This is a genomic window from Proteus sp. G2674 (assembly GCF_009915195.1).
Classification (GTDB): Bacteria; Pseudomonadota; Gammaproteobacteria; order Enterobacterales; family Enterobacteriaceae; genus Proteus; species Proteus mirabilis.
Genome location: NZ_JAABLS010000012.1, coordinates 232,744 through 254,574, shown reverse-complemented (window position 1 = coordinate 254,574; position 21,831 = coordinate 232,744). Strand labels below are relative to the sequence as shown.

The window sequence follows — 21,831 nt, the reverse complement described above, 5'->3', positions numbered from 1 at the left end:
AAATTAGTGAGGTATAAATATGAGTATGAAGATTAATAGTGATAATGTATCTAATCACTATCAAACTACAATCAATAATTCTGATGAAGGTGAAGGTATTATTGATAGAAATAAGTTATATAAAGAGGTAAAACCTAGCTTAAGTAAATTAACAGGAATAGACAGAATTAATCTAAAGCCTGTTTTATCTGAACCAGAACATATAACCAAACCAGATCTTAAACAGATATTAGATTCATTAGAAGTAGATAATGATAATGATATTTACGATCATGTTAAAATAGAAAGAACGGGGATTTTTAATTTTGTTTCAGACGATATGATGAAATTAATAGATCTCATTGTTAAATATTTAGAAACAATGATAAAAAAATTTGAAGCATCGAGAGAAATGGGTGTGATGCTAATGAACATTGAATTGGATATAGCCGATAAAGTAAAAGATAATCTTAATAAAAAAGCCAATATTATGATTGGTTCTGCAATTACTAGTGCTGGAATTTCTATGGCTATACATGGTATGGGAGCCGCTTTTTCTATTAAAGGGATGGGGAAAGATCTTATTGGGCATTCCAATCCAACCATAGTGATGGGAAATACTATTTCATCCACCGCAGATCCATTAGCAAGGGTTGCAGAGCAAACTATGCAATCTGAAAGTAGCACCATTGAAGGTGAACAAAAAGTATTAGATGCAAGAGGAAGTATTAATAATAATGTGATCAATAATAACAATGAGATACAGCGAGAAGTGACTGAAGTTATAAGAGCATTATTACAAGCAATCGAAGCGATAATTCATGCTCAGCAGGATGCAGCTTCTACGATTTCTTCAAATGTAAGGGCTTAATTTAAAAGATAAAATCATATTTGTTTTTATAAACTTTTATTTAATATAAAAGGTTAAGATTATGTCTATATCTAGAGATGTTTTAGTTTTTACTGAGGAAATTAATGATTTACCTCATTTAAATACTAGAGTAAATACTGATAATTATTTCGAAAATTTGTTAGAAGATGAGAATTTTTTATCTTGGGAGCCTAATCGGGAATACCAAGATATGAATTATGATAATAATAAAAAAAATGAATTTATAGAGGAGTTACTTGATACAGATAAATATTATTTTTTAGATGATGATTATAATAAGGTTATTAATGAAAAAAATAATTTCTTAAATCAATTTTCTAATGATCTAAATGATCTTCGAGAAAAAGATGATAGTTATGAGACTGATTCATTAAGTGATCTTTTTAATAATGTTAAACAATCTATTGTTTCAGGCAAAGCGGATTATCTAGATGTATTAAAGGATATCTTTTCTAACTACATGAACTTTGTCAATGAACTAAGGCAAACCATATCTAATTTAAATAAATATCAGAAAGCCGGAAGTAAAGAAGGTACGGTGCATTTTGATTTTAAATCTTTTTTTAATGACTTATCTAACATTAGAGATAAATATAAAAATCCAACAGGTACTGTCGATGATCCTTTTGTTTTTCAATCTCGTTTGTTTTTTCAACATCAAAATGATGGGACATATTTACGTACCATTGATGGACAAGAAGTTCATTATAGCGATCTACAACAGGTAAATAATGCTGCAGATGCGTTAGAAAAACTATTAAAAGGTATAAATGGAATAAGTATAACAATACAAAGACGTGGGGGGGAGCCTGATGTTGATATTGATTGTCGAGGTAGAATTGATTGTACTGATCTAGAAACATTGCTAAATGATCTATCTAAGAAGGTATCTAAAACGGATGATATTAATCAAACAGAATTTGAGTTATTCAGAAAAACCATCGACGCATTAGATAAGAAAATTAACACTAATCTAGATGAACTTTCCAAAAAATACAGTACAGCAAATAGTAATTATGATAATTTTGTTAAGATTGTCAGTAGTACAATGAACACTTTATTAGAAATGGCAAAAGGATTTTTACGTTTCTGATATTTTATTAATAGATTATTTTTTGCATGTAATATGGATTTATGAATATTGAAAAATAAGCGCTATTATTTTTTAATAGCGCTTTTACTTATAATTGAGTGAGTTGATTAGAATTTATATTCAGCGCCTAACCAATAATTACGGCCATCTTCTATATAACCTTGTGTATATTGATAAGATTTATCAAAAAGATTATTAATGGAAGCATTAACTGAAATACCATATCCAACATCATAATCTAACCGTAGATCGGTTTTTGTATAGCCAGCCAGTTTATTATTCTCATCTATACGGTTATAAGTCCAACTTTGTGCTTCTTCCATAATAGTAAAGCGCACTTGTTCAACAGGAATAAAGGTTAACCACATATAGGCTTTATGTTTTGGTAAACCTTCAATATGGTCAACTTGCTTTGGATCACTATGGATATAGCTATAATTTAGGCCAAGTTCTAGCCAATCGGTCATTTTCCCTTTAGTACCAATATCCAAGCCTAGATAATCAACACGTCCACTGTTTTGGTTTTGAAATAGCGCTTCACCGTGGCGATAAAGCGTATGAGCCATAATGGCATCACTTACACGATTGTAATATAGGCTAGTTTGGTAGCCCCATTTCTCATTGAGATAACCTTCGTAGGTCATATCAAAGGATAATGCGCGTTCTGGATCTAAATTGGGGTTAATAATCCCCCTTGATCCATCTTTGGGTTTTTCGGTGGTATAGCGCTCTTTTTGGGTAGGGAAGCGACTGCGATCAGAGATTGTAAAACGTATATTATCGTCATTGGCTAATGAATATTTAGCCATGATTTCCCAGTTAATGGCATTTTGTTTGTTGTTATCAGCCTTTTTATCTGTATCGATACTTTTGCGCCAGTCGTAACTTATGGCGCCAACGACATCAAGATCGTTACTCACTACCCATTGATATTCTGTGGCTAATGACCAAGTTCTATCTTTAAAACGTACCCAATCACCGTTTTTTTCTTTTTGGGCACGGTGAACGTCATCTTTCCAATGTACGGCAAAAGAGAGTAGATCACTTTCATTCGTATCGATACCGAATTGTAATGCAGCGCCTGTGCTGTGATCATCATAATGGCTATAATCGACCCTATTACCTTTTTTAGGATACATATAAAGAGTATTTTCAAACTTATCATGATAAGCACGACTTTGTAGATTTATGCTATCCGTAAGTTGTGTCACACCACTATAGTAGTAACTCTCTTTATTATAATCTGGCCATGCCCAATACTTATATCGACCTTTAGCATTAGGATCACTATTAGGTGGACTATTTTTATTACCATCTTGTTTTACATAGGTGAGGGTATATTCGTCAGAAGCGCGTGGTGTCCAACCCACTTTGATCATTCCTCGTTTATCATCTGTTGCTGAATGACTACGACGTCCATGTGTCCCCACTGCGTTATTATTTTCATCTGCATTAGGTATGGGGGTAAAACGTTGCTGGAGTTGACTGCCACTAATTTGGATAAAACCATATTCAGTGCGTGCTCCTAAACGAGCACTCATGTTATGAGCATAATCAGCACCACGAGCAAAACCTTGCGAATAAGCAATATGACCTTCTAATGGTTTGCGAGGTGTTGCGGTGGTGATATTAATTGCACCTCCCATCAGATTAGGGCCTTGCAGTAATGAGGTATAACCTTTATTAACTTCGATACTGGCGAGATCGTTAGTGGTAAAACGCGCTAAGTCGAGATTGCCATCATAAGGCACATAGGTTGGAATACCGTCAAAGAACACCGGAACTTGGCGACTATCAAAACCACGAACTTTAAGGGTATATTCGTTACGATTACCTGATTTTTGCATCACAATACCAGGTAATGTTGCCAGTGCTTGTGCTGCATTGACTTTATTTTGTTCGAGCATTTGTTGTTGGGTTAATACATCGGGATTTGCCGCAATGGGACTGCTCCAAACGGTTAATACATCAGGCATTGATTGCTGGTAAGTTGTCTGTGCTATTAGGCTGCAAGGCAGTAGAGTAAGGGACAAACAGTATAGGGGGGTTAGTTTCATTATTTTAATCTCAATATATAATTATTTATATAACGATAGACGCAAGTTAAAGTTACAAAGTGAGTGCTTACCTAATGTAGGCACTCATCTTTATCAGTCAATAAACTAATATTTTTATCTGTGTTTTGATTTAATTTTTAGGGTAAAGGCGAACTTTGATATCACTAGGTGGTGCGTAATAAGGTGCTGATGTCACCATTAAGCCGATCCCTGTTTGGGCATATTTTTCAATAGTATTTAGATTAATTCCCCCAGCGACAGAAAGATGACAGCGTGGGGCAATCTGCGGAGCCTCTTGTTGTAGTAAGGTAATATCTTCAATAGAAAATTTATCCAGTTGTAAGATATCTGGCTGCGCTTTTAACGCTTCTCTTGCTTGTTGTAAGTTATCTGCTTCCACAACAATGCATTTTTCAGGTGCCGCTTGGCGTAACTGTGTAACCTGTTGTAACCAATTATCTGGCTCGGATAAAAAATGACGATGGTTAGCAAAGAGTAAAATAGTTTCAGAACAGCCTTGGCGATGAATAATACCACCACCCGCAAGTACCGCTTGAGTGGCCAGTAATTTGGTATTAGGGATATTTTTACGTGTACACGCAATTTGCCCTTTAGGTTGGTAGCGATGATAGATTTCGAGCATTTTTGCCATATAGTCACTCACACCACAACTCCATTCCAGCACGTTTTGCACCACTTTCCAGCCTTGGTGTAGTGCATCTGCTCGACCTTCTGCACTAATTAAACAATCACCTTGCTTGGCAAAATCACCCTCTTGTAGATGTGCGGTGACAGTCAGTCCTAATTTTTCTAATAAACGGCAGCCTAGGGTGAGACCACTGACACAGCCGGCTTCACGACATGTAAAAGTTATTGTGCCTAATTGATGGTTAATATTGAGTGCGCGACAAGTCAAATCGCCATATTGAATATCTTCCAGCAATAAATTATCAAGAAAGGCATCGGGATAGTAAATCATAAGGTTAGCTCGCTTTCAGGAACGACATCCCAAGAAACCATTGCCCAATCACGCGTTGGCGATATAAGGGCCACATCATTTTTCATACTTTCATGATAATAAGTGGTTAAGTGTGCAATTTCATTTTCGTTTAAAGGCCCTACAGAGAAGTTAATACTGTCAATAAACTGCTCAAGGCTATTAAAATTATTTTGGCAATTACGGCTACGGATATAATCTACTTTAGGGTGGATCCCCATTTGGTTAAGGATATTGACTGCGTAAATATAGGTCGGCAATGTGGGAACATTGCGACCTAATAAGCGAAGAATACGTTGATCAACAAAAGTGGGTGATACGGTGTGAGTGGTATAAACCCGTAATTTAGCTTGGCGATTTAGTTTTAACAGCGCAGCTTTTAAATCCATCACCAATGTGGAGCGTGAAGCGACCGCAATATCACAAGGTGGAAGCGCATCCCAATTATCTTCCCATGAATAATGAAGAAAATCAGCATGATGAATACCCGTTTGTGCGGCTCTACGTTTGGCAACGGTTAGCATGCCGGTACTATAATCTATCCCAATTATTTTTTTAAACTTGTCAGCAACATGAATACTAATAGAGCCAGGTCCACAGCCGACATCCAATAGTGTTTCAGCATCGGAAAAATCCATCATTTCACGAAACTTGATCAAATAGGGATCGTTGGGATCCGCACAGTTTTCTGCCATTTTTTCAGCGCGTTTATCCCAATGTTCAGGCTCTTTTTTGGTTCTTTGTGCCTGTTGCATATGGTTTTTATAAAGCTCAGCAAAATCTGTGGTTTCAATGGTGTTCATATTCTTGCCTATATGGATTGTTATTATCAGGGTAGGCGTAAAAGTGCGCCTGAATATCAGTGGGTTTCACATTATAAAGCTGAGCTAAATGTTCGGGGGTGAGCAGAAGCTCAGGTTTATCTTGTAAAACGTGGCGATGAGAGGTGAGTAAAATCACCTCATCTGCCAGTAAAGCGGCATGTTGTGGATGATGTGTAGACATAAACACACTTATACCCAAGGCTTTTAGTGTCTTAATTTGGTTAATTAGCTTGATTTGGTTACCAAAATCAAGGCTGGCAGCAGGTTCATCCATAATCAGTAATTTAGGTTGTTGCACCAAAGCCCGTGCAATCAATACCAACTGTTTTTCACCACCACTTAACGTATCAAAAGTGCGGTGAGCAAGATGCGAAAGAGAGAGCATTTCTAAGGTTTCCATTGCCATTGCTTTATCTTGTGAGCTAGGCATCGAGAAAAAAGAGATATGTGCTCCACGCCCCATAATCACCATATCAATCACTTTAAAAGAAAAAGGGAGGTGGGTTGCTTGAGGAACATAGGCAATCACTTTGGCTAAATCAGTTGGTGACCACTTACTTATTTCTTTGCCTTCAATGATAATACGACCTGCAAGACTGGGTAACAAACCAAGTAAGGTACGCATCAACGTGGTTTTACCACAGCCATTTGCGCCTAATAAACAGACAATTTGCCCTTGTTTAATATGAAAAGAGAGGTTTTGGATCAAGGGTGTTGTTTTATAGCCAATTGTGAGTTGTTTTGCTGCAGTGATGATCATCTATCCCGCCTTGTTTTGAGTAATAAGATCAGAAAGAAAGGCGCACCAATAGCTGAGGTTAAAATGCCTAAAGGCAACTCAATATTCGCAATAGTTCGTGCTAGTGTATCCGTTATTAATAACATTGTTGCGCCCACAAGTAAGGAAATAGGCAGTTGATATCCGAAGTTAGCACCAACTAACAATCTTGCGATATGCGGAACAATTAAACCTAACCAGCCAATAATGCCCGCAATAGAAACTGCACTCGCGGTGATTAATGTGGCCGATAAAATAAAGATAAGTCTGGTAATTTCTACATTAAGGCCTAAGGAGCGCGCTTCTTCATCAGAAAGGCTGAGAATATTCATTCGCCAGCGTAATAAAATCAGTGGAATAAACCCGAGTAGCATTAAAGGTGCAACAGAGAGTAAATCAGGCGCCGTGATAGTTGATAGCCCTCCTAACAGCCAAAAAGTGATGGAAGGTAGCTGAGTATAAGGATCAGCTAAAATTTTCATTAATGAAATAGCTGAGCCACATAAGGCGCTAATCGCAATACCGACTAAAACGAGAGAAAGGACCGGATCCTGTTGTTTCGCCAATTTGGCAATAAAATAGACTAAAGCAACAGTGATAAGTCCTCCCGCAAAAGCAAAAAGCTGAATTGACAACATGGAGTGACCAAGAAAAATACCCAATACAGCACCGACTCCAGCCCCTGATGACACTCCGAGAATGTCAGGTGATACTAGTGGGTTACGGAACATACCTTGATAAGCCGCCCCCGCAATAGCAAGTCCACCTCCAATTAAAATGGCAGCAAGTACTCGAGGCAAGCGTATTTGCCAGAACACAGTTGCTGTTCGACTCTCTTCAATATGCCCGGTTAATTTGCTACTGACGACTGTCCACAGTTCATTGAGAGTAAGTGAATACTTACCACTAGTGATAGCAATAACTACAGCCGCTGAGAATAACAGCAACAACAGAGTGATACGTGCTGATTGGCTCATGAAGACCTCATCAACAGCTGGCATTGCTCAGCACTTAACGATGTATGGTAAAAATAAGCAAAGTAATTTTGCAGATCTTGCGTGGCTTGTTTTGCTATTCGATGGTCAAAATGGCTCTGTAAGCGACGCATTCCCATTAAACGGTTGATACCAGGAGGGCCATCTAACCAGCCAAATGGTAAGCCTTTAAATAATAACACTTTATTATTTTTAACAGCTTGGATATTTTTCCATATAGAGTCTTGCCTGATTTGTTGATAGGCATTTTCATCTTGTGTGATGATAACTTCAGGGTTCCACATAAGGAGTTGTTCAGGGGAAACATCAGTAAGACCGGTAAAACCTGCAATATCAGCGACATTTTCGAACCCTAATAGTTCAATAGCTTCAGTATGAATAGATCCTGTTGAGCCCGTTTGTAAGCCTTTTGCACCACGTGCAAGGTAAAAACGAGGTCTTATTTTTAGAGTAGAAGCAAACAAGGTCGCATCACTAAGATACTGCTCTGCAATAAGTGCTAATGTTTCTGCTTTTTCTGCCACACCTAATAAAGCCCCCGTTTGGCGTAACTGAGTTGGGCTGTCTTTTAAGCTGCCGTCAATTAACACATAAGGTACACCTGTTTGCGTACTAACACGTTTAGCTAATGAACGATAGGTTTCATCAACATTACCACTATCAATAATGATATCTGGCTCTAGCGCCATTAATGTTTCTAAGGAGAGTGTACTACCACGGCCAGACAGACGGCCTAAATGGGGCAATTTACGCAACTTGTCGGCAAATAAGCTACTTTTTCCTAGATTAAGCGAGGAGAAACCTAATAATTTTTCTGGTACTAAAGCCAACAACAGTTGGTCGGTTGGTGGGCCTGCGCTAATAACGCGATGAATATTTTCTGGTGTAGGAAGCACACCAAATTGAGCGGCGATACGCGAAGTGATTGCCGCTCTTGCACAACGTGGCAGTGCTGATAATGCTGCAAGCGTCGTTAAATAACTCAGAAATTGTCGTCTGTGGATAGCCATAGGTTCACACTGTAGTGTTGTTTTATATTAATAATCGTTATTTCATAAATTATATAACGATGCATACTATATTTCCTTTGGCTTAAGTCAAGGGAGAGGCATTCAAAATTAAATCTAAGAAGACATCCGATAAACTTTATTCGAAATAGTGTATAACCTAAGGATATAATCAGGTTTGTTAAATAAACCTCAAGTGCGTATTAATACTGATATTTTGGATAGTTACGATATAAAATGAAAAAAAAACGCCCCTCATTACAGGATGTTGCCGACCGTGTTGGTGTCACAAAAATGACAGTTAGTCGTTTTTTGCGTAATCCAGAACAAGTTTCCGAAGCATTACGAGTCAAAATCGCTCGTGAATTAGACAGCCTGAATTATATTCCTAATCGTGCACCTGATATTTTGTCGAATGCGACCAGCCATGCGATTGGCGTATTATTGCCTTCTCTTACTAACCAAGTGTTTGCACAAGTTATCCGTGGTATTGAATCTGTGACGGATAAATATGGTTATCAAACCATGTTGGCGCACTATGGCTATCAAGCAGAAAAAGAAGAAGAGCGTCTTATTTCTCTGCTTTCTTATAATATTGATGGCTTGATCTTAGCGGAAAGAACACACACACCCAAAACGGTCAAAATGCTGGAAACGGCGGGTATTCCGGTGGTGGAAATTATGGATAGTGTTTCACCTTGTTTTGATTCGGCGGTAGGGTTAGACAATATTGAAGCCTCGCGAAAAATGGTCAGTGAAATGATCCATCGTGGTTGTAAACGAATTATCTATCTTGGGGCAAGACAAGATGAGCGAACATTAATGCGTTTACAAGGATATGAACAAGCGATGCAAGAAGCAGGCTTACCCATAGGTCATGTGATGACACCTAAAAGCTCTTCTTATTCGTTAGGTACAGAACTTTTACATGAGGCACGCAAGCAATATCCTGACTTAGATGGGCTCTATTGCACCAATGATGATATTGCGATAGGGGCTATTTTCGAATGTCAGCGTATGGGGATTGCGGTACCTGAGCAAATTGCTATTTCCGGTTTCCACGGTCATGATGTGGGACAAGTCATGACTCCACGGTTAGCCAGTATTTTTACGCCACGTGATGAAATGGGGCAACAAGCGGCGGATTTATTACTAAAAAGAATGAAGGGTAAAATTGCTCGTGGGCAAGTGATTGATGTGGGATTCCGTATCATCACCGGTGAAAGTATTTAGTTATTCATTTGATTATTAAATTATTTTTTTCTTTGGTAGGGTTTTTTTATTGACCCTATTTTTGATTATATAGTGATATATCCTAGCGTTTTTTTGCTTTGTAAAAATCAGTCGTTAACTTATCAATTACTTATGATTTTGTTGTAACTTTGTTGTTTTTCCACAATCTATTTGCGAGACGCTTCACATTTTCATTTCATAGTTTGTTTTGTAGGTTGTTTTTATCTTTCTGGATCGAGTAATGTTACCCGTAACAGTTACGGGTAACATTACAAAAAAGTTAATAACTGCCTAAAGGAGCAATATATGAAAGATACCCAATCCCTACACCATGTCTTTATCTTAATGGGGGTATCAGGCAGCGGTAAATCAGCGGTTGCAAATGGTGTAGCACAACGTATCGGTGCGGCATTTTTAGATGGCGATTTCCTTCATCCTCGTGCAAACATCACTAAAATGGCTTCAGGTCATGCTTTAAATGATGAAGATCGCAAACCTTGGTTACACGCTCTCAATGATGCTGCTTTTGCAATGCAAAGAACCAATAAAGTGTCATTAATCGTTTGTTCCGCATTAAAAAAACAGTATCGCGATATGTTAAGAGAAGGTAATCACTGCTTACATTTTCTCTATTTAAAAGGGGATTACGCGCTAATTGAAAGTCGTTTAAAAGAGCGTAAAGGTCACTTCTTTAAACCACAGATGTTGATTACTCAATTTGAAACATTAGAAGAGCCAACGAATGACGAACCTGATGTTTATGAAATAGATATTTCGCCATCTCTTGATAACGTGATTGAAAATGTCATCAACACTATAGAATCTGTTACTAAACCTATTACTGAGGAGAGTGCGGTATGAGTACATTAACACTGGTGCTAACTGCGGTTGGCTCCGTCCTATTATTGCTCTTCTTTGTAATGTATGCGCGTTTACACGCCTTTATTGCGTTAATGATTGTTGCTATTGGTGCTGGCATTTTCTCTGGTATGCCGTTAGAAAAAATCACGCAAACCATGCAAAACGGAATGGGGGGAACACTGGGTTTTCTCTCCATCGTGGTCGCCTTGGGGGCAATGTTTGGTAAAATTCTGCATGAAACGGGGGCATTAGACCAAATTGCGGTACGGCTACTGAAATCCTTTGGTGAAAAACGGGCTAACTATGCACTGGGTATTGCGGGTTTAGTTTGCGCATTACCTCTGTTTTTCGATGTTGCGGTGGTTTTACTGATCGGGGTGGTATTTGCTGTTGCCCGTCGTACGGGGGGAAATGTTGTTAAAATGGCGATCCCTCTCTTTGCCGGTGTTGCAGGGGCCGCCGCTTTCTTATTACCGGGGCCAACGCCTATGTTGCTTGCTGACCAGATGAATGCTGATTTTGGTTGGATGATCTTAATTGGTTTATGTGCAGCCATTCCAGGTATGTTATTAGCGGGGCCTATTTTTGGTAACTTTATTAGCCGTTATGTGACCTTAGAATTACCGAAAGATTTTGATGAGCCAAGCTTAGGACAAAGTAAAATGCCTTCTTTTGGCTTCAGTCTTGCATTGGTCTTATTGCCATTAGTCTTGGTTGGATGTAAAACCATTGGTGCGCGTTTTGTTGAGCCTGACTCTCAGCTATTCAATATTCTTGAGTTTATTGGTCACCCCTTTATTGCCATCCTTGTGGCGTGTTTAGTGGCTATTTATGGCTTGGCTATTCGCCGTGGAATGAGCAAAGAAAAAGTCATGGAAGTATGCTCTGCGGCTATCCAACCTGCGGGGATCATCTTATTAGTCACGGGTGCTGGTGGCGTATTTAAACAGGTGCTGGTGGATTCAGGTGTGGGGCCAGCATTAGGGAATGCATTAATTGGTGCAGGTATGCCGATTGCTGTGGCTTGTTTTATTCTTGCAGGTGCTGTACGTGTTATTCAAGGCTCTGCGACTGTGGCTTGTTTAACTGCGGTTGGTTTAGTGTTACCGGTGATCAGTGAATTAGGTTATAGCGGTGCACAAATGGCAGCGTTATCGGTTTGTATTGCCGGTGGCTCTATTATTTTAAGCCATGTTAATGACTCCGGCTTCTGGTTATACGGTAAATTTACTGGTGCGACAGAAGGGCAAACCTTAAAAACATGGTCATTAATGGAAACCATTTTAGGTACTACAGGCGCAGTGGTTGGAATGATTTTCTTTGCATTTTTATAAAAATGAGCTGTTCCTTTTTAACAAATGGCGCATCAATAGGTGCGCCATTTTTCATTGCTATAAATCACCATTAAATCTGATAGAAAATAGTTAACAACTGATTAATCTACAGGTCTTATTGTTTTGTGAACATGGTGAGGCTGATATTTTTATGGGTGATTATAATTCACTGTTTAAACAGCATACGGAGTGTAATATTCATACCATTACACTTATTCGTGATTCCATTTTGGCATCTAGTCAGAAATTACAAGAAAAGCTAGCATTGCTGGAAGAAATGGAACATCTCTTTAATGACATGCTTATCAATGCAGAATCATTAGTGGTCTTTTTTAATGAAATTGATGAGCATTTTACTCATAGTAATGAAGAAATTGAGAATTTTGCTAAATGGCTAAATAAAATAAAAGATAGCGCTAATAATATTGATAAACTGTCAAATCAAGCCAATATATTATCAATTAATTCAGCAATAGAGGCAGGACATATAGGTCATGCAGGTGCAGGATTTTCTGTATTAGCACAAGAGATGAAAAGCCTTTCACAAAAGATCCAAAATCAGGCCTCAGAAATAGCGTCTATCAACAATAATGTAAGTGCCCGCTTTACACCAATAAAACAAAATACTCAGAAAAATCAAGAACAACTGAAGCAAATAAAAAATCTTGTTACGGAAGGTCATGCTAATTTATCTGCGCTTGCTCAACAAGCCAATGATTTAAAAAATATCTTTCAGTTTATGTCGATACAACAATTTTTTAATACTGTGAAAATAGATCATGTTTTATGGAAAGAAGCGATTTATATTCACTTATTAAATAATGATGATGAAAATTGTGTTAATCAGCATACTGAATGTCGTTTAGGAAAATGGTACTACCAAGGTGAAGGACGCAAATTTGCTGGTAGTGAAGCTTTTCGTCGCTTAGAAGAGCCTCATAAATTGGTTCACCAAAGTGGGCGTCTTGCATTGGCGGCGAATATGGCCGGTGATCCGGATGCGGTAGTGAAGTATATTCAGCAAATGGAACAAGCGAGTGTTGATGTCATTAAATATATTGATGCTTTACATAATTAATAATGCGATGACAGAGAGTCCACATAACGAGAAAGGAGCTGAGGCTCCTTTTCGTTATAATAATATCTAACTTTTATTAATCAGCGCTGATAATTGGCTATAGAGAGTATTTGCACTACTTTCATACCCTTCACGAGAAAGATGGACACCATCCGGCCTTGCAAGATCATAAATAGACCATGCTTTAATTGAGCACTCTCCTCCCATATAATCGCGCCAATCCCAGAATAATGTACGCTCTTGTTGAGCGACTTCCTTTTGGATACGAATAATATCGGTTAACCATTGGGGTTGTTGAGAGCGACAATCTGATGCGTCTTTATTCTTAATAGAATCCGACGGACCAATTAATAAAATGGCACTATTCGGGGCTTGCTGGCGGATTTGACGAATTTTTTCAACAAGCAGTTGTCGGTAAGCCACTAAATCAAACGTATCATTAAAGGCTTCATTAGTGCCATAAGCTAAAATCACCATATCGGGATGTAATTGACCTAATGTTTTACTCCACTGTGCTCCCCATTTATCCATCATATTAATGGTTGCGCCGTTAATACCTAATGCGGATAACATCACCCCTGGCTTTTGGTTGCTAATTAACCAACCACCTAATTTAATCGGTTGGTTTTTACTAATCGTAATATTGATTGGGAAGGTGATCGTTGTGGGTTTAGAAAATTGCCATTCACCTTGTGTCTGTGAAAGTGAAAGTGTTTTACTGCCAGCGGACTGTAAATGGATTTGTGAAGCCGTAGGCGCCTTATATAACGCTTGTAATTGGTAACGCTGACCTGTTGTTGTCGGATTTTCATTTAGTTGCAATGCTGACCATTTCGCGACTGGCTCAGCGATAAATCCTCCTAAGGGAAAATCAGGATCGCTTTCTTTGCGACTGGAAAGTAAATCCCACGCTTTTTTACTGCTTTGATATTGGATATTGGCAATACGTTGACCCGCAATAGCGGTGGGGGGAATAAAACCTATACCACCATTGCCATAATCAGCTTGAAAACGTTCACGTAGTTTACCACTGAAAAAATCTGCAGCGGTATGTGAATCACCCAACTGTACGATATGTACCCTTTGGCGCCGTTGCTTTAACTTTTGTGCAAAAGCGGCAAAGTTGGGATCATGGTAGTTGTAGAGTTGTCTTGAACCATCTGCAGGTAACACGCTAGGTGTTGATAGCGTAAGAGATTTATCTTTCTCTTGGTTACAAGCGACTAACAGCGAAACCAAAGCCAGTATAATAGAACGACTGACTAAGGTTCGAGGTTTAAGGATGTGCGTTAATTGTTTCATTTGGCGTGACCATATTTTTGTCTGTTACATCATCTGGCACATCATCAACTTTTTGCAGATGGATACGCGAGAATACCTGCTGAGCAATGATTTGTTGCCCTTTTAAACTAAAGTGAATACCGTCGCCTGCTCTTAGTTTCACGCGGCTGCTACCATCACCGATATAATCAGAATAAATATCTTTTTCATATTTAAACATATCATTGACAGAAAGGTAAATTTCTCCCGTTTTTTCTGTTTCTTCCCGGTAAAGTTGATTTAGATAAGCCATACCTTGAGATAATTTTTGCTTACGCATATTCGGAGGGCCAATCCAAATCACGCTCACATTATGTTGGCGTGCATTATCGATAATGCTGGCAATACGTGCGCGATATAAGGCGCCCCACGCTTCACTGGCAAATTTTAAATAACGTCCGCCACCATCTGGGGGCATGTCCCAAGGATCATTAGGCCCTAAAAAAACAACCAGTAACTTAATGGAATCATCGCTAGCTAACCGATTAGCAATAGTTTGAGGCCAATTAAAAAACTTAGGATAGGCTAATCCTGTGCTCTGTTTGCTCAAATCAATACTGCTTATATTATAATCTGTTTGCAATTGGCGTTTTAATAAGGGGGCAACGCCTTGCATCATTGAATCTCCAGCAAACAGCACTTTGTCTTTGGGAGATAATATGACATCTGTTTTTTGCACAATAGGTTTTTGGGCTTCAGCAGCGGCTTTTGTCAGATCAATAGTTGATGTATTTGCTAATGTACCTTGTGCATATTGACGTTGTAGGAGTTGCGGAAACTGTTGTGTTAATTGCGAAGCGGGGCGAGTATAGCCATTGATAAAATGTAGCCCTACTGCAAATCCTTCTGGAAAGGCGGTTTGTTCTTGACGAGGCGTTATTGGTTTGGCCTGATTATCCGGGTGATTAACTCGCAAATAATCACTATAGCTTGTTACTGCGACAAATACGCCATCTCGCAACTGACCTCCTACTTGCCAAGCATAATATTGTGATAAGCCCGACCAAGGGGCTGGGCGATGGTATTGTTGTTGCCAAAAGCGCTCTAATGATGTTTGGTTTAGCCAAATAAGAAATAGTGTGCTGAAGAGCACCATTAAAGCCACTTTTACGGTCTTTTTTAAATTTGAACTGAAATCAAAAGCTGGCATAAATAAATCCCGGAACCCCATCAGGAGACAACATAAATATAATTGTAAGGATCAACGCTAATGGTAGTGGATAAACATACCAAGGCACTTTTTTCTCAAGTCGCGCAATAATTGCCCTTAAAGTGACAAAACAAGGATACAGTAAGAACAGTCCCCAGAACATAAACAGGGTTAGCCCTTCGGCTTGTAGCGACTGCCAAGCACCTGCACTAAAGAGTTGTTGGATTAATATCCAAGCATCATTGACGGTTTGGCTGCGAAAAAAGATCCACGCAAAGCACACAAAATGGAAGGTAATTATCCAAGATAACAACATTTTTAATGATGCTAGCATGCTATTGGCGTCATGTTTGGCGGCGGGGAAAAGGCGGTGTTTGATATTTAATATCACCACACCAATACCATGAATGGCTCCCCAGATAATAAACGTCATAGCTGCGCCATGCCATAAACCAGAGATAACCATCGCGGCAAAGGCATTCACATTTTGTCGAATAACGCCCTTACGATTTCCCCCCAAAGGGATATAAACATAATCGCGAATAAACGTTGATAAACTTATATGCCAACGACGCCAAAAATCAGCAAGATTGATGGCTAAATAAGGTGCATTAAAGTTACGAGGGACAACAAAACCCAGTAATAGCGCAATACCTGTCACTAAATTGGTATAACCCGAGAAGTTAAAATAGATATGCCATGCATAAGCATAGGTCGCCACCAGTACTTGTCCGCTAGTGGCTAAATCAGGGGCATTAAAAATAGGATCGACATAATTTGTCGACAACCAACCACTTAACCAAAAGAGCTTAGCGATTGCTAATACAATCAGCATGATAGCCCCTTTATAGTCGATAATTTTACGGGTTGGTGCTTGAATTTGTGGTAAAAATTGTTTGGCACGATTAATCGGTCCCGCCACAATGCTTGGGAAAAAGCATAAGTAGAGCACGACATCAAGAAAAGGGGCTTTAGGGATCTCTTTGCGACACACTGAAACGACATAGCTAACAGAGTGGAAGATATAAAACGATAACCCTAATGGTGCCAGTAGTTCAATAATTGGTAATTCAACACTTAATCCCCACTGTGAGAATAGTTGTGTCAATGATTCTTGGAAAAATGAGTAATATTTAAAGGCAGTAAAATAGAGGGCAACTAACAGCCCCAGTAACCAATAAATCACTTTCGTTGATGTATAGCGGGTGAGTATATTGGCTAATGAGTAAATCAAAAGCGTATAGCTTAATAAGATAACAGCAGGACGGTAGTCGACATAGAATAGAAAAGCATAACTTACTATGATGAGTAAGATATTTTGGATCTTAACCTGTTTTTGGAAGAGCCAATAGATAATAAAAAAGCTCGTAAAGGCTCCGAGAAACTCGAATGAAAAAAAATTCATAAATGGCTCTAAGGGTGTGATTTAACAGTCATACCAAATGTGTTACTCCCTATATTATGAATTATTAGCTTGCTTTCAATCAAAAGATTATCTTGTGATAAATAAAAGCCACTTTTCAGATAAATGAAAAGTGGCTTTTGTTTGCTATGAATAGCTATTTAGGACTAACTTTCTCGTTTCGACTGTAACTGAACTTGCGTGATCAGCTTCTTATTTGAGTCGAACATTTCGGTCAGATAATCATTGTAACTTGAACCTAATTCTGAATAGCCTTTCAAGTCGGTGATTAACTGGCGTGGATCGAGTTGCTGTTGCGTCATTCTTTGCTGTGCTCTTGATGAGCGCAATGAATTATAGGCGCGGTGCGTATTGAGATTACGCATATAAGCAATCACTGAGCCTTCAATATCCGGGTAGGCTGCATAGCCTTTGGTTTTCCCAGGGACATTATTGCAAGACCGGTTACCACATCGCATACCGAATAAGTTATTGTTTTGCTGTGCCAATTTTGATGTTCCCCAACCTGATTCTGTTGCGGCTTGCGTTGCGACAAAATGAGTCGGAATAATATCAACGCGAGCCAGTAACGAATCCCAATTCACTTTTTTGGGGCTGGTACATGTCACGCCATAGTATTGACAGATTTCACGCAGTTTTTTCAAATCTGCACTGCCCCAGTGTTGGGCTTTACGTTGAGCGGTTAACCACTCACGATCTCTCAATATCTTATTATTAATGTTATCAATAATAGGAACTATGACATTTAAAAACGCTTTCTTACGCTGAGTTCCCGAGGGATATTTTTTCAAATCTGGCAACGAGGTTGTCGTGCTTTTGAATGTATCCGCCTGCAGCATTCGGGAACTGCCGGTACTGGTAGAGGCAAAACTCACACCAGTAAAGAGTAGTGAAATCAAGAAAGCGAAGACGGCACTTGTCCTCATCAATTGAGAGGGCATTGCTTCTCCTCGTTTAACTGGATAAAAATCGAACGAATACTAGCAAATTACTTTTTCTATAGCTACAAAATATCGCCTTACATTAGGATAACTACGAGTGCATTGTTAATAAAATGTATCTTATTTACTGGAACGCCTCGTTTTATAATCGCTTTTTTCTTTTAACAAAAAATGTGATTTTTGATTATTGTTCAGTTATTCTTATATAAATTAATGCTATTTAACTCAAATTTATCATAAATTAGCGTTTTTAATATGTCAATTTTGTTCAATGTTTAGTCATTTTTTGTTGTTTTTGGTCGAGTTTTTTGATCAATTTGGCGAGCTTTTTCTGCTAAATCAGCAAAATCCGCTTCTTTCCAATAAGTTTTAGGGACGGGTAAATTTGCCATCTGTTTAGTAGGCCAAAGCTGAAATTCTGCTAATTGTTTTAAAGAATAGCCTGCGTAAACATCGGGTAATGTCAGGTAATGAGGTGGAGTTGTCTCCCCAAAAGGCAATACCGGATAGCGTTTGTCAGCAAGATGATAATCACGCTTTAATACTAAAAATTTATCGGGTACCCGCTCTTGGCTATTCCACCATTGACCATCAATTAAATCAAACCATTGCTGGGTGGCCTGACGAGGTTGCGCCTCTAATTGAGCGAGTGCTGAGGGAATAATACGCTGCATTGATTGGTTATAGTGCTCAAGGTTTGTGGCATCACCATTGAGGATCAGGGTAAGTGATAAGCGCGCCCCCATTAGGTTAGAGTAGAGATCTTCTGGTGAGAATGCGGAGATCCCTTCTGAAAATCCCGCCACAGAGCGATAACCGTACCACTGTGCAATCTCATGCCATACGGCAAGGCGATAAGCTAAACGCGCGGCAAGATAAGCACTTAAGGTATAACGTTGTCGATCACTACTAGGAGGAGTAAAGCGGTTAAAGTGAATTTTACGCTGTGCTAATTCGTCACTAAGTGTTAGCGTCCACTCTTGGCCTAATTTGGGATAGATATGGCTAAAGAGATAATAAGTATAATCTGCGGTATCACGAATATGGGCGATATCAAGAAAGCCCCCTTTATGTGAATAGACTATGCCCGATTTTTCACTGCCTATGCCTAATACTGCGGCAGTTCCCAGCCAAAAGTTATCGTTATAGCGATGATCACCTAAAGTAGAAGCTTCAACAATATTATCGATACGATAAAAAGGAATAGGTATTCCCCATGCTTTGACTTTTAAATTATAGCCAAAAGCACAGCAAGGTCTTAATCCATTAGGTGCATCAAGTGCGGGGGGCGTTTGCCAAACTTGTGAGGCTTCTTCTTGAGTTTCACTTTCCAGATGAGCGGCAATGGTTTCAGATACAGATGAGGTAGTGCATCCTGAAATGACCAATATGAAGATGATATTAAAAATAGCCAAACGCGTTAACATCAAAATGCCTCACCCACTTGGAAATAAAATCCCGTGCTCTCTTTACCGACACCAAAATCGAGGCGTACATTCATGCGTGGTTTAAATTCAAAACGATAACCAATACCAACACTGGGTAGCCAATGTCCTTTACCGAGATCACGTGCTTGATTACTCAATGTGCCACCTCCGGCCCATAATGCAATACCATGACGCCAACTAAGCTTTTGCCGATACTCTATCTGGCTAGAAAAAACATGATTATCTTGATAACGCCCTTCATAATAGCCACGCATCTGATGGCCGTTACTTAATTTAGACAGTTGCGTCCATGGTACATCTCCTGAGGTAAAGCGAGCATAGCTATCAAAGGCGAGTACCGCATCTTCGGTTAATGGATAATAATAGTTGTACTGCATTTGGGTTGCATTAAAACGGTTATTACTACCGGTATCCGATGAATAATGAGTATAGCTAATATCAAAGGCTTGGCCTTGGCGAGCGTTAGGCAAAAAATCGCGACTGTCGTAGGTAAAGCGCACACTTAATCCTGAACTGGTAGAGCGTAATGGCAAATGACGTTTGCTCATATAGGCTTTAAACTCATCATCAGGTGCTGCTGCTTGTAAGTTAGCGTAATCCCAACCTAAGCCAATATAGGTGTTTTTGGTAATTTGACGTAGCAATGTCGGCGTTAAATGTAGCTCTTGTGAACGATATTGTGCAAAGTTCTTTTTAACTCGTCCTTCATGATAGCCTTGTCCCCAAAAGTTGGTCGGCACATTATTTAATGCCCCAGTAAGGTAAAAGCGCCATGTATCATCAGCAAGGTAAGTATAGTTACTAAAAGTCATACCAAAAGCCCCGGTTGATGAACCAAAGCCACTTAATGACAGTGATGAAATTTTACTGTCGGGACGACTATCTGCTTGATAAAGCCCAACAACGGCGATCCCAAGACCCAACTCTAATTCAGGGGTATAGAAAGGCCCGGGTAAAACGCCCCAGTCGATGGTTTTACTGCGATCAAAATTATTGCTCCCTCCTAGTTGATTTAACCATTGGTCGATTTGTTGTCTATCAGGAAAGAGTTGGGCATTTGCTGTGTGTGAAATAAATAGGCTGGCAAAGGCCAGCCCATAAATAAAAGATGTTTTAACCATTAAAAACGGAACTCACCAGAAACAAAGAAACTATTACGATTATTAAAGCCCACTTCGGTGATCACATTAAAGTTACGGGTGACTTCTAAACGAGCCCCTACCGTTTGGTTCCATTTATGAGCAAGATGTTGTTCAACGTCGAATTTAATATTGCCACCAAATGAATTAACCATATCTTCAAAGTTAGCTGGTAAGCTTAATTTACTTACGTCACCTTTGAAGCGTTGGGTAATATCTTGATACATGGCACCTGTCCACACTTGTAGCTTGGTATTACCTTGGCCGGTGATTAAAGGTTGAAAAACAAATTCATAGCCAACACGAGGTGAAATGACTAAGGCTTTAATATCCCCATCAAGAATATCAAGACTTGTTTTGGTATAGTTTAAATCAAAAGTACCAAAAAATTGGTTATAACCACCCGCTAAAGTAAAACCAGCACCATAGGTTTTTCCTTCAAAATCTAAATTAAATATTTCATTTTTAGCAACAGGGATAACCAAAGGGCCGATTTGAACATTAACATTTTTTAAGACTGAACGAGATGTACCTTTTGTTTTACCATATAAGCCATAAACATTGAAAAAAGGCAAAACCCAACTATCTAATTTGAGCATATGAGTTTCACTCTTTTCACGTGTATGTCCAACATCAATTTTGACTATATCACTAAGTTGAGGTAGTGCTGGTGATGAAAAACCAATTTTATCCACAATAATATCTTGACGTAGATTCATATAGCTATAGCTTGCACCAAATGGCTCTGGTAAATCATAACCACGGGCGCGAGCTTCATCACCCCAAATAGGTAATACGCGCGATTGGCTTGCAGGAGTACGGGTATCTAACGAACCTTCGCTATTTAACGCAGTGCCGCCAGATTGGCTTACACTTAAAGAGAGCAGAGGGCGATCGCTATCCGCATAAGAAAAGCCAGTAGCAAGAAGAGAGGCAGCAAACACTACCTTATTAAAATGAGAAAAGTTCATATATAACCCACAAAAATAAAAAATAACCAAATAGTAAGTAAAAGAGTAGCGCGAAATTTTAGTCTTTTTCTTATATATGGTCACCAGCTATAAGTGCTAATTGCAGATAAAAATGCTTAACAATATGTATTATCACGGTATTATCTAAGTGTTTTTAACTAATAATCATCTTTATCTTCATTTATTCTTAATAAAAGCAGATGATTTTATGGTGATAAATAACGGGGTTTACCAAGCGTGATTGTACTATTTTTGTACAGTTATTGATAAGTTAAGATTAATTGGTCGCATTGATAAGTAACTGCGATAAG

At 38.9% G+C, this 21,831-nt stretch carries 19 protein-coding genes; 6 read left to right on the top strand and 13 right to left on the bottom strand.

What is annotated here, in order from left to right; translation table 11 throughout:
• Positions 1–19 precede the first annotated feature (19 nt).
• Complete coding sequence (locus GWI58_RS04755) at positions 20–850, top strand: type III secretion protein (RefSeq protein WP_094959338.1); 831 nt, start codon at positions 20–22, stop codon at positions 848–850.
• A 61-nt stretch (positions 851–911) separates the two neighbouring features.
• Positions 912–1,964 carry an IpaD/SipD/SspD family type III secretion system needle tip protein gene (locus GWI58_RS04750; RefSeq protein ID WP_202608519.1) on the top strand — a complete coding sequence of 351 codons (1,053 nt, stop codon included), beginning with the start codon at positions 912–914 and terminating at the stop codon, positions 1,962–1,964.
• Positions 1,965–2,071: 107 nt separating this feature from the next.
• On the opposite strand, the gene GWI58_RS04745 is transcribed toward GWI58_RS04750, so the two are convergent.
• The 6 genes from GWI58_RS04745 to GWI58_RS04720 all read right to left on the bottom strand — a co-directional run bounded on the left by GWI58_RS04745 (position 2,072) and on the right by GWI58_RS04720 (position 8,625).
• Entirely contained in the window at positions 2,072–4,021 is a 1,950-nt protein-coding gene (locus GWI58_RS04745) for a TonB-dependent receptor plug domain-containing protein (protein ID WP_094959337.1), read from the bottom strand.
• Positions 4,022–4,151: 130 nt separating this feature from the next.
• Positions 4,152–5,000 (bottom strand): ModD protein, encoded by an 849-nt coding sequence (modD, locus tag GWI58_RS04740; RefSeq protein ID WP_110229528.1) that lies wholly within the window; start codon positions 4,998–5,000, stop codon positions 4,152–4,154.
• Entirely contained in the window at positions 4,997–5,821 is an 825-nt protein-coding gene (locus GWI58_RS04735) for a class I SAM-dependent methyltransferase (protein ID WP_110229527.1), read from the bottom strand. The genes modD and GWI58_RS04735 overlap by 4 nt, the downstream gene beginning before the upstream one ends.
• Positions 5,808–6,602: an ABC transporter ATP-binding protein gene (locus GWI58_RS04730; protein ID WP_110229526.1), complete on the bottom strand. Its 795-nt coding sequence runs from the start codon at positions 6,600–6,602 to the stop codon at positions 5,808–5,810. The genes GWI58_RS04735 and GWI58_RS04730 overlap by 14 nt, the downstream gene beginning before the upstream one ends.
• Complete coding sequence (locus GWI58_RS04725; RefSeq protein ID WP_110229525.1) at positions 6,599–7,597, bottom strand: FecCD family ABC transporter permease; 999 nt, start codon at positions 7,595–7,597, stop codon at positions 6,599–6,601. Before GWI58_RS04725 ends, GWI58_RS04730 begins: the two co-directional genes overlap by 4 nt.
• On the bottom strand, positions 7,594–8,625 hold the full coding sequence (locus tag GWI58_RS04720) for an iron ABC transporter substrate-binding protein (protein WP_046335014.1): 1,032 nt from the start codon (positions 8,623–8,625) through the stop codon (positions 7,594–7,596). The genes GWI58_RS04725 and GWI58_RS04720 overlap by 4 nt, the downstream gene beginning before the upstream one ends.
• A gap of 234 nt (positions 8,626–8,859) precedes the next feature.
• On the opposite strand from GWI58_RS04720, the gene gntR reads away from it, so the two are divergent.
• The 4 genes from gntR (at position 8,860) to GWI58_RS04700 (ending at position 13,128) form a co-directional block, all read left to right on the top strand.
• Entirely contained in the window at positions 8,860–9,855 is a 996-nt protein-coding gene (gene gntR / locus GWI58_RS04715; protein WP_004250141.1) for a gluconate operon transcriptional repressor GntR, read from the top strand.
• A 306-nt stretch (positions 9,856–10,161) separates the two neighbouring features.
• Positions 10,162–10,716 carry a gluconokinase gene (gene gntK / locus GWI58_RS04710; protein ID WP_004245815.1) on the top strand — a complete coding sequence of 185 codons (555 nt, stop codon included), beginning with the start codon at positions 10,162–10,164 and terminating at the stop codon, positions 10,714–10,716.
• Positions 10,713–12,050, top strand: coding sequence for a gluconate transporter (gene gntU / locus GWI58_RS04705; RefSeq protein ID WP_004245814.1), 1,338 nt, complete (start codon positions 10,713–10,715; stop codon positions 12,048–12,050). The genes gntK and gntU overlap by 4 nt, the downstream gene beginning before the upstream one ends.
• A gap of 151 nt (positions 12,051–12,201) precedes the next feature.
• A complete protein-coding gene (locus tag GWI58_RS04700; protein WP_094959331.1) occupies positions 12,202–13,128 on the top strand; it encodes a methyl-accepting chemotaxis protein in 927 nt (308 codons plus the stop codon).
• 66 nt (positions 13,129–13,194) lie between these two features.
• Here the strand turns inward: GWI58_RS04700 and GWI58_RS04695 are convergent, their stop codons facing one another.
• The 7 genes from GWI58_RS04695 to GWI58_RS04665 form a co-directional block, all read right to left on the bottom strand.
• On the bottom strand, positions 13,195–14,430 hold the full coding sequence (locus tag GWI58_RS04695) for an SGNH/GDSL hydrolase family protein (protein WP_094959330.1): 1,236 nt from the start codon (positions 14,428–14,430) through the stop codon (positions 13,195–13,197).
• Complete coding sequence (locus GWI58_RS04690) at positions 14,405–15,598, bottom strand: SGNH/GDSL hydrolase family protein (protein WP_161768950.1); 1,194 nt, start codon at positions 15,596–15,598, stop codon at positions 14,405–14,407. Before GWI58_RS04690 ends, GWI58_RS04695 begins: the two co-directional genes overlap by 26 nt.
• Positions 15,585–17,003 (bottom strand): MBOAT family O-acyltransferase, encoded by a 1,419-nt coding sequence (locus tag GWI58_RS04685; protein WP_004245806.1) that lies wholly within the window; start codon positions 17,001–17,003, stop codon positions 15,585–15,587. Before GWI58_RS04685 ends, GWI58_RS04690 begins: the two co-directional genes overlap by 14 nt.
• 164 nt (positions 17,004–17,167) lie before the next feature.
• Positions 17,168–17,962, bottom strand: coding sequence for a protein bax (locus GWI58_RS04680; protein ID WP_004250146.1), 795 nt, complete (start codon positions 17,960–17,962; stop codon positions 17,168–17,170).
• A 275-nt stretch (positions 17,963–18,237) separates the two neighbouring features.
• Entirely contained in the window at positions 18,238–19,389 is a 1,152-nt protein-coding gene (locus GWI58_RS04675) for a DUF4056 domain-containing protein (RefSeq protein ID WP_094959329.1), read from the bottom strand.
• Entirely contained in the window at positions 19,389–20,531 is a 1,143-nt protein-coding gene (locus GWI58_RS04670) for a BamA/TamA family outer membrane protein (RefSeq protein ID WP_004245803.1), read from the bottom strand. Before GWI58_RS04670 ends, GWI58_RS04675 begins: the two co-directional genes overlap by 1 nt.
• Positions 20,531–21,520: a hypothetical protein gene (locus tag GWI58_RS04665; RefSeq protein ID WP_004249227.1), complete on the bottom strand. Its 990-nt coding sequence runs from the start codon at positions 21,518–21,520 to the stop codon at positions 20,531–20,533. The genes GWI58_RS04670 and GWI58_RS04665 overlap by 1 nt, the downstream gene beginning before the upstream one ends.
• Positions 21,521–21,831 lie beyond the last annotated feature (311 nt).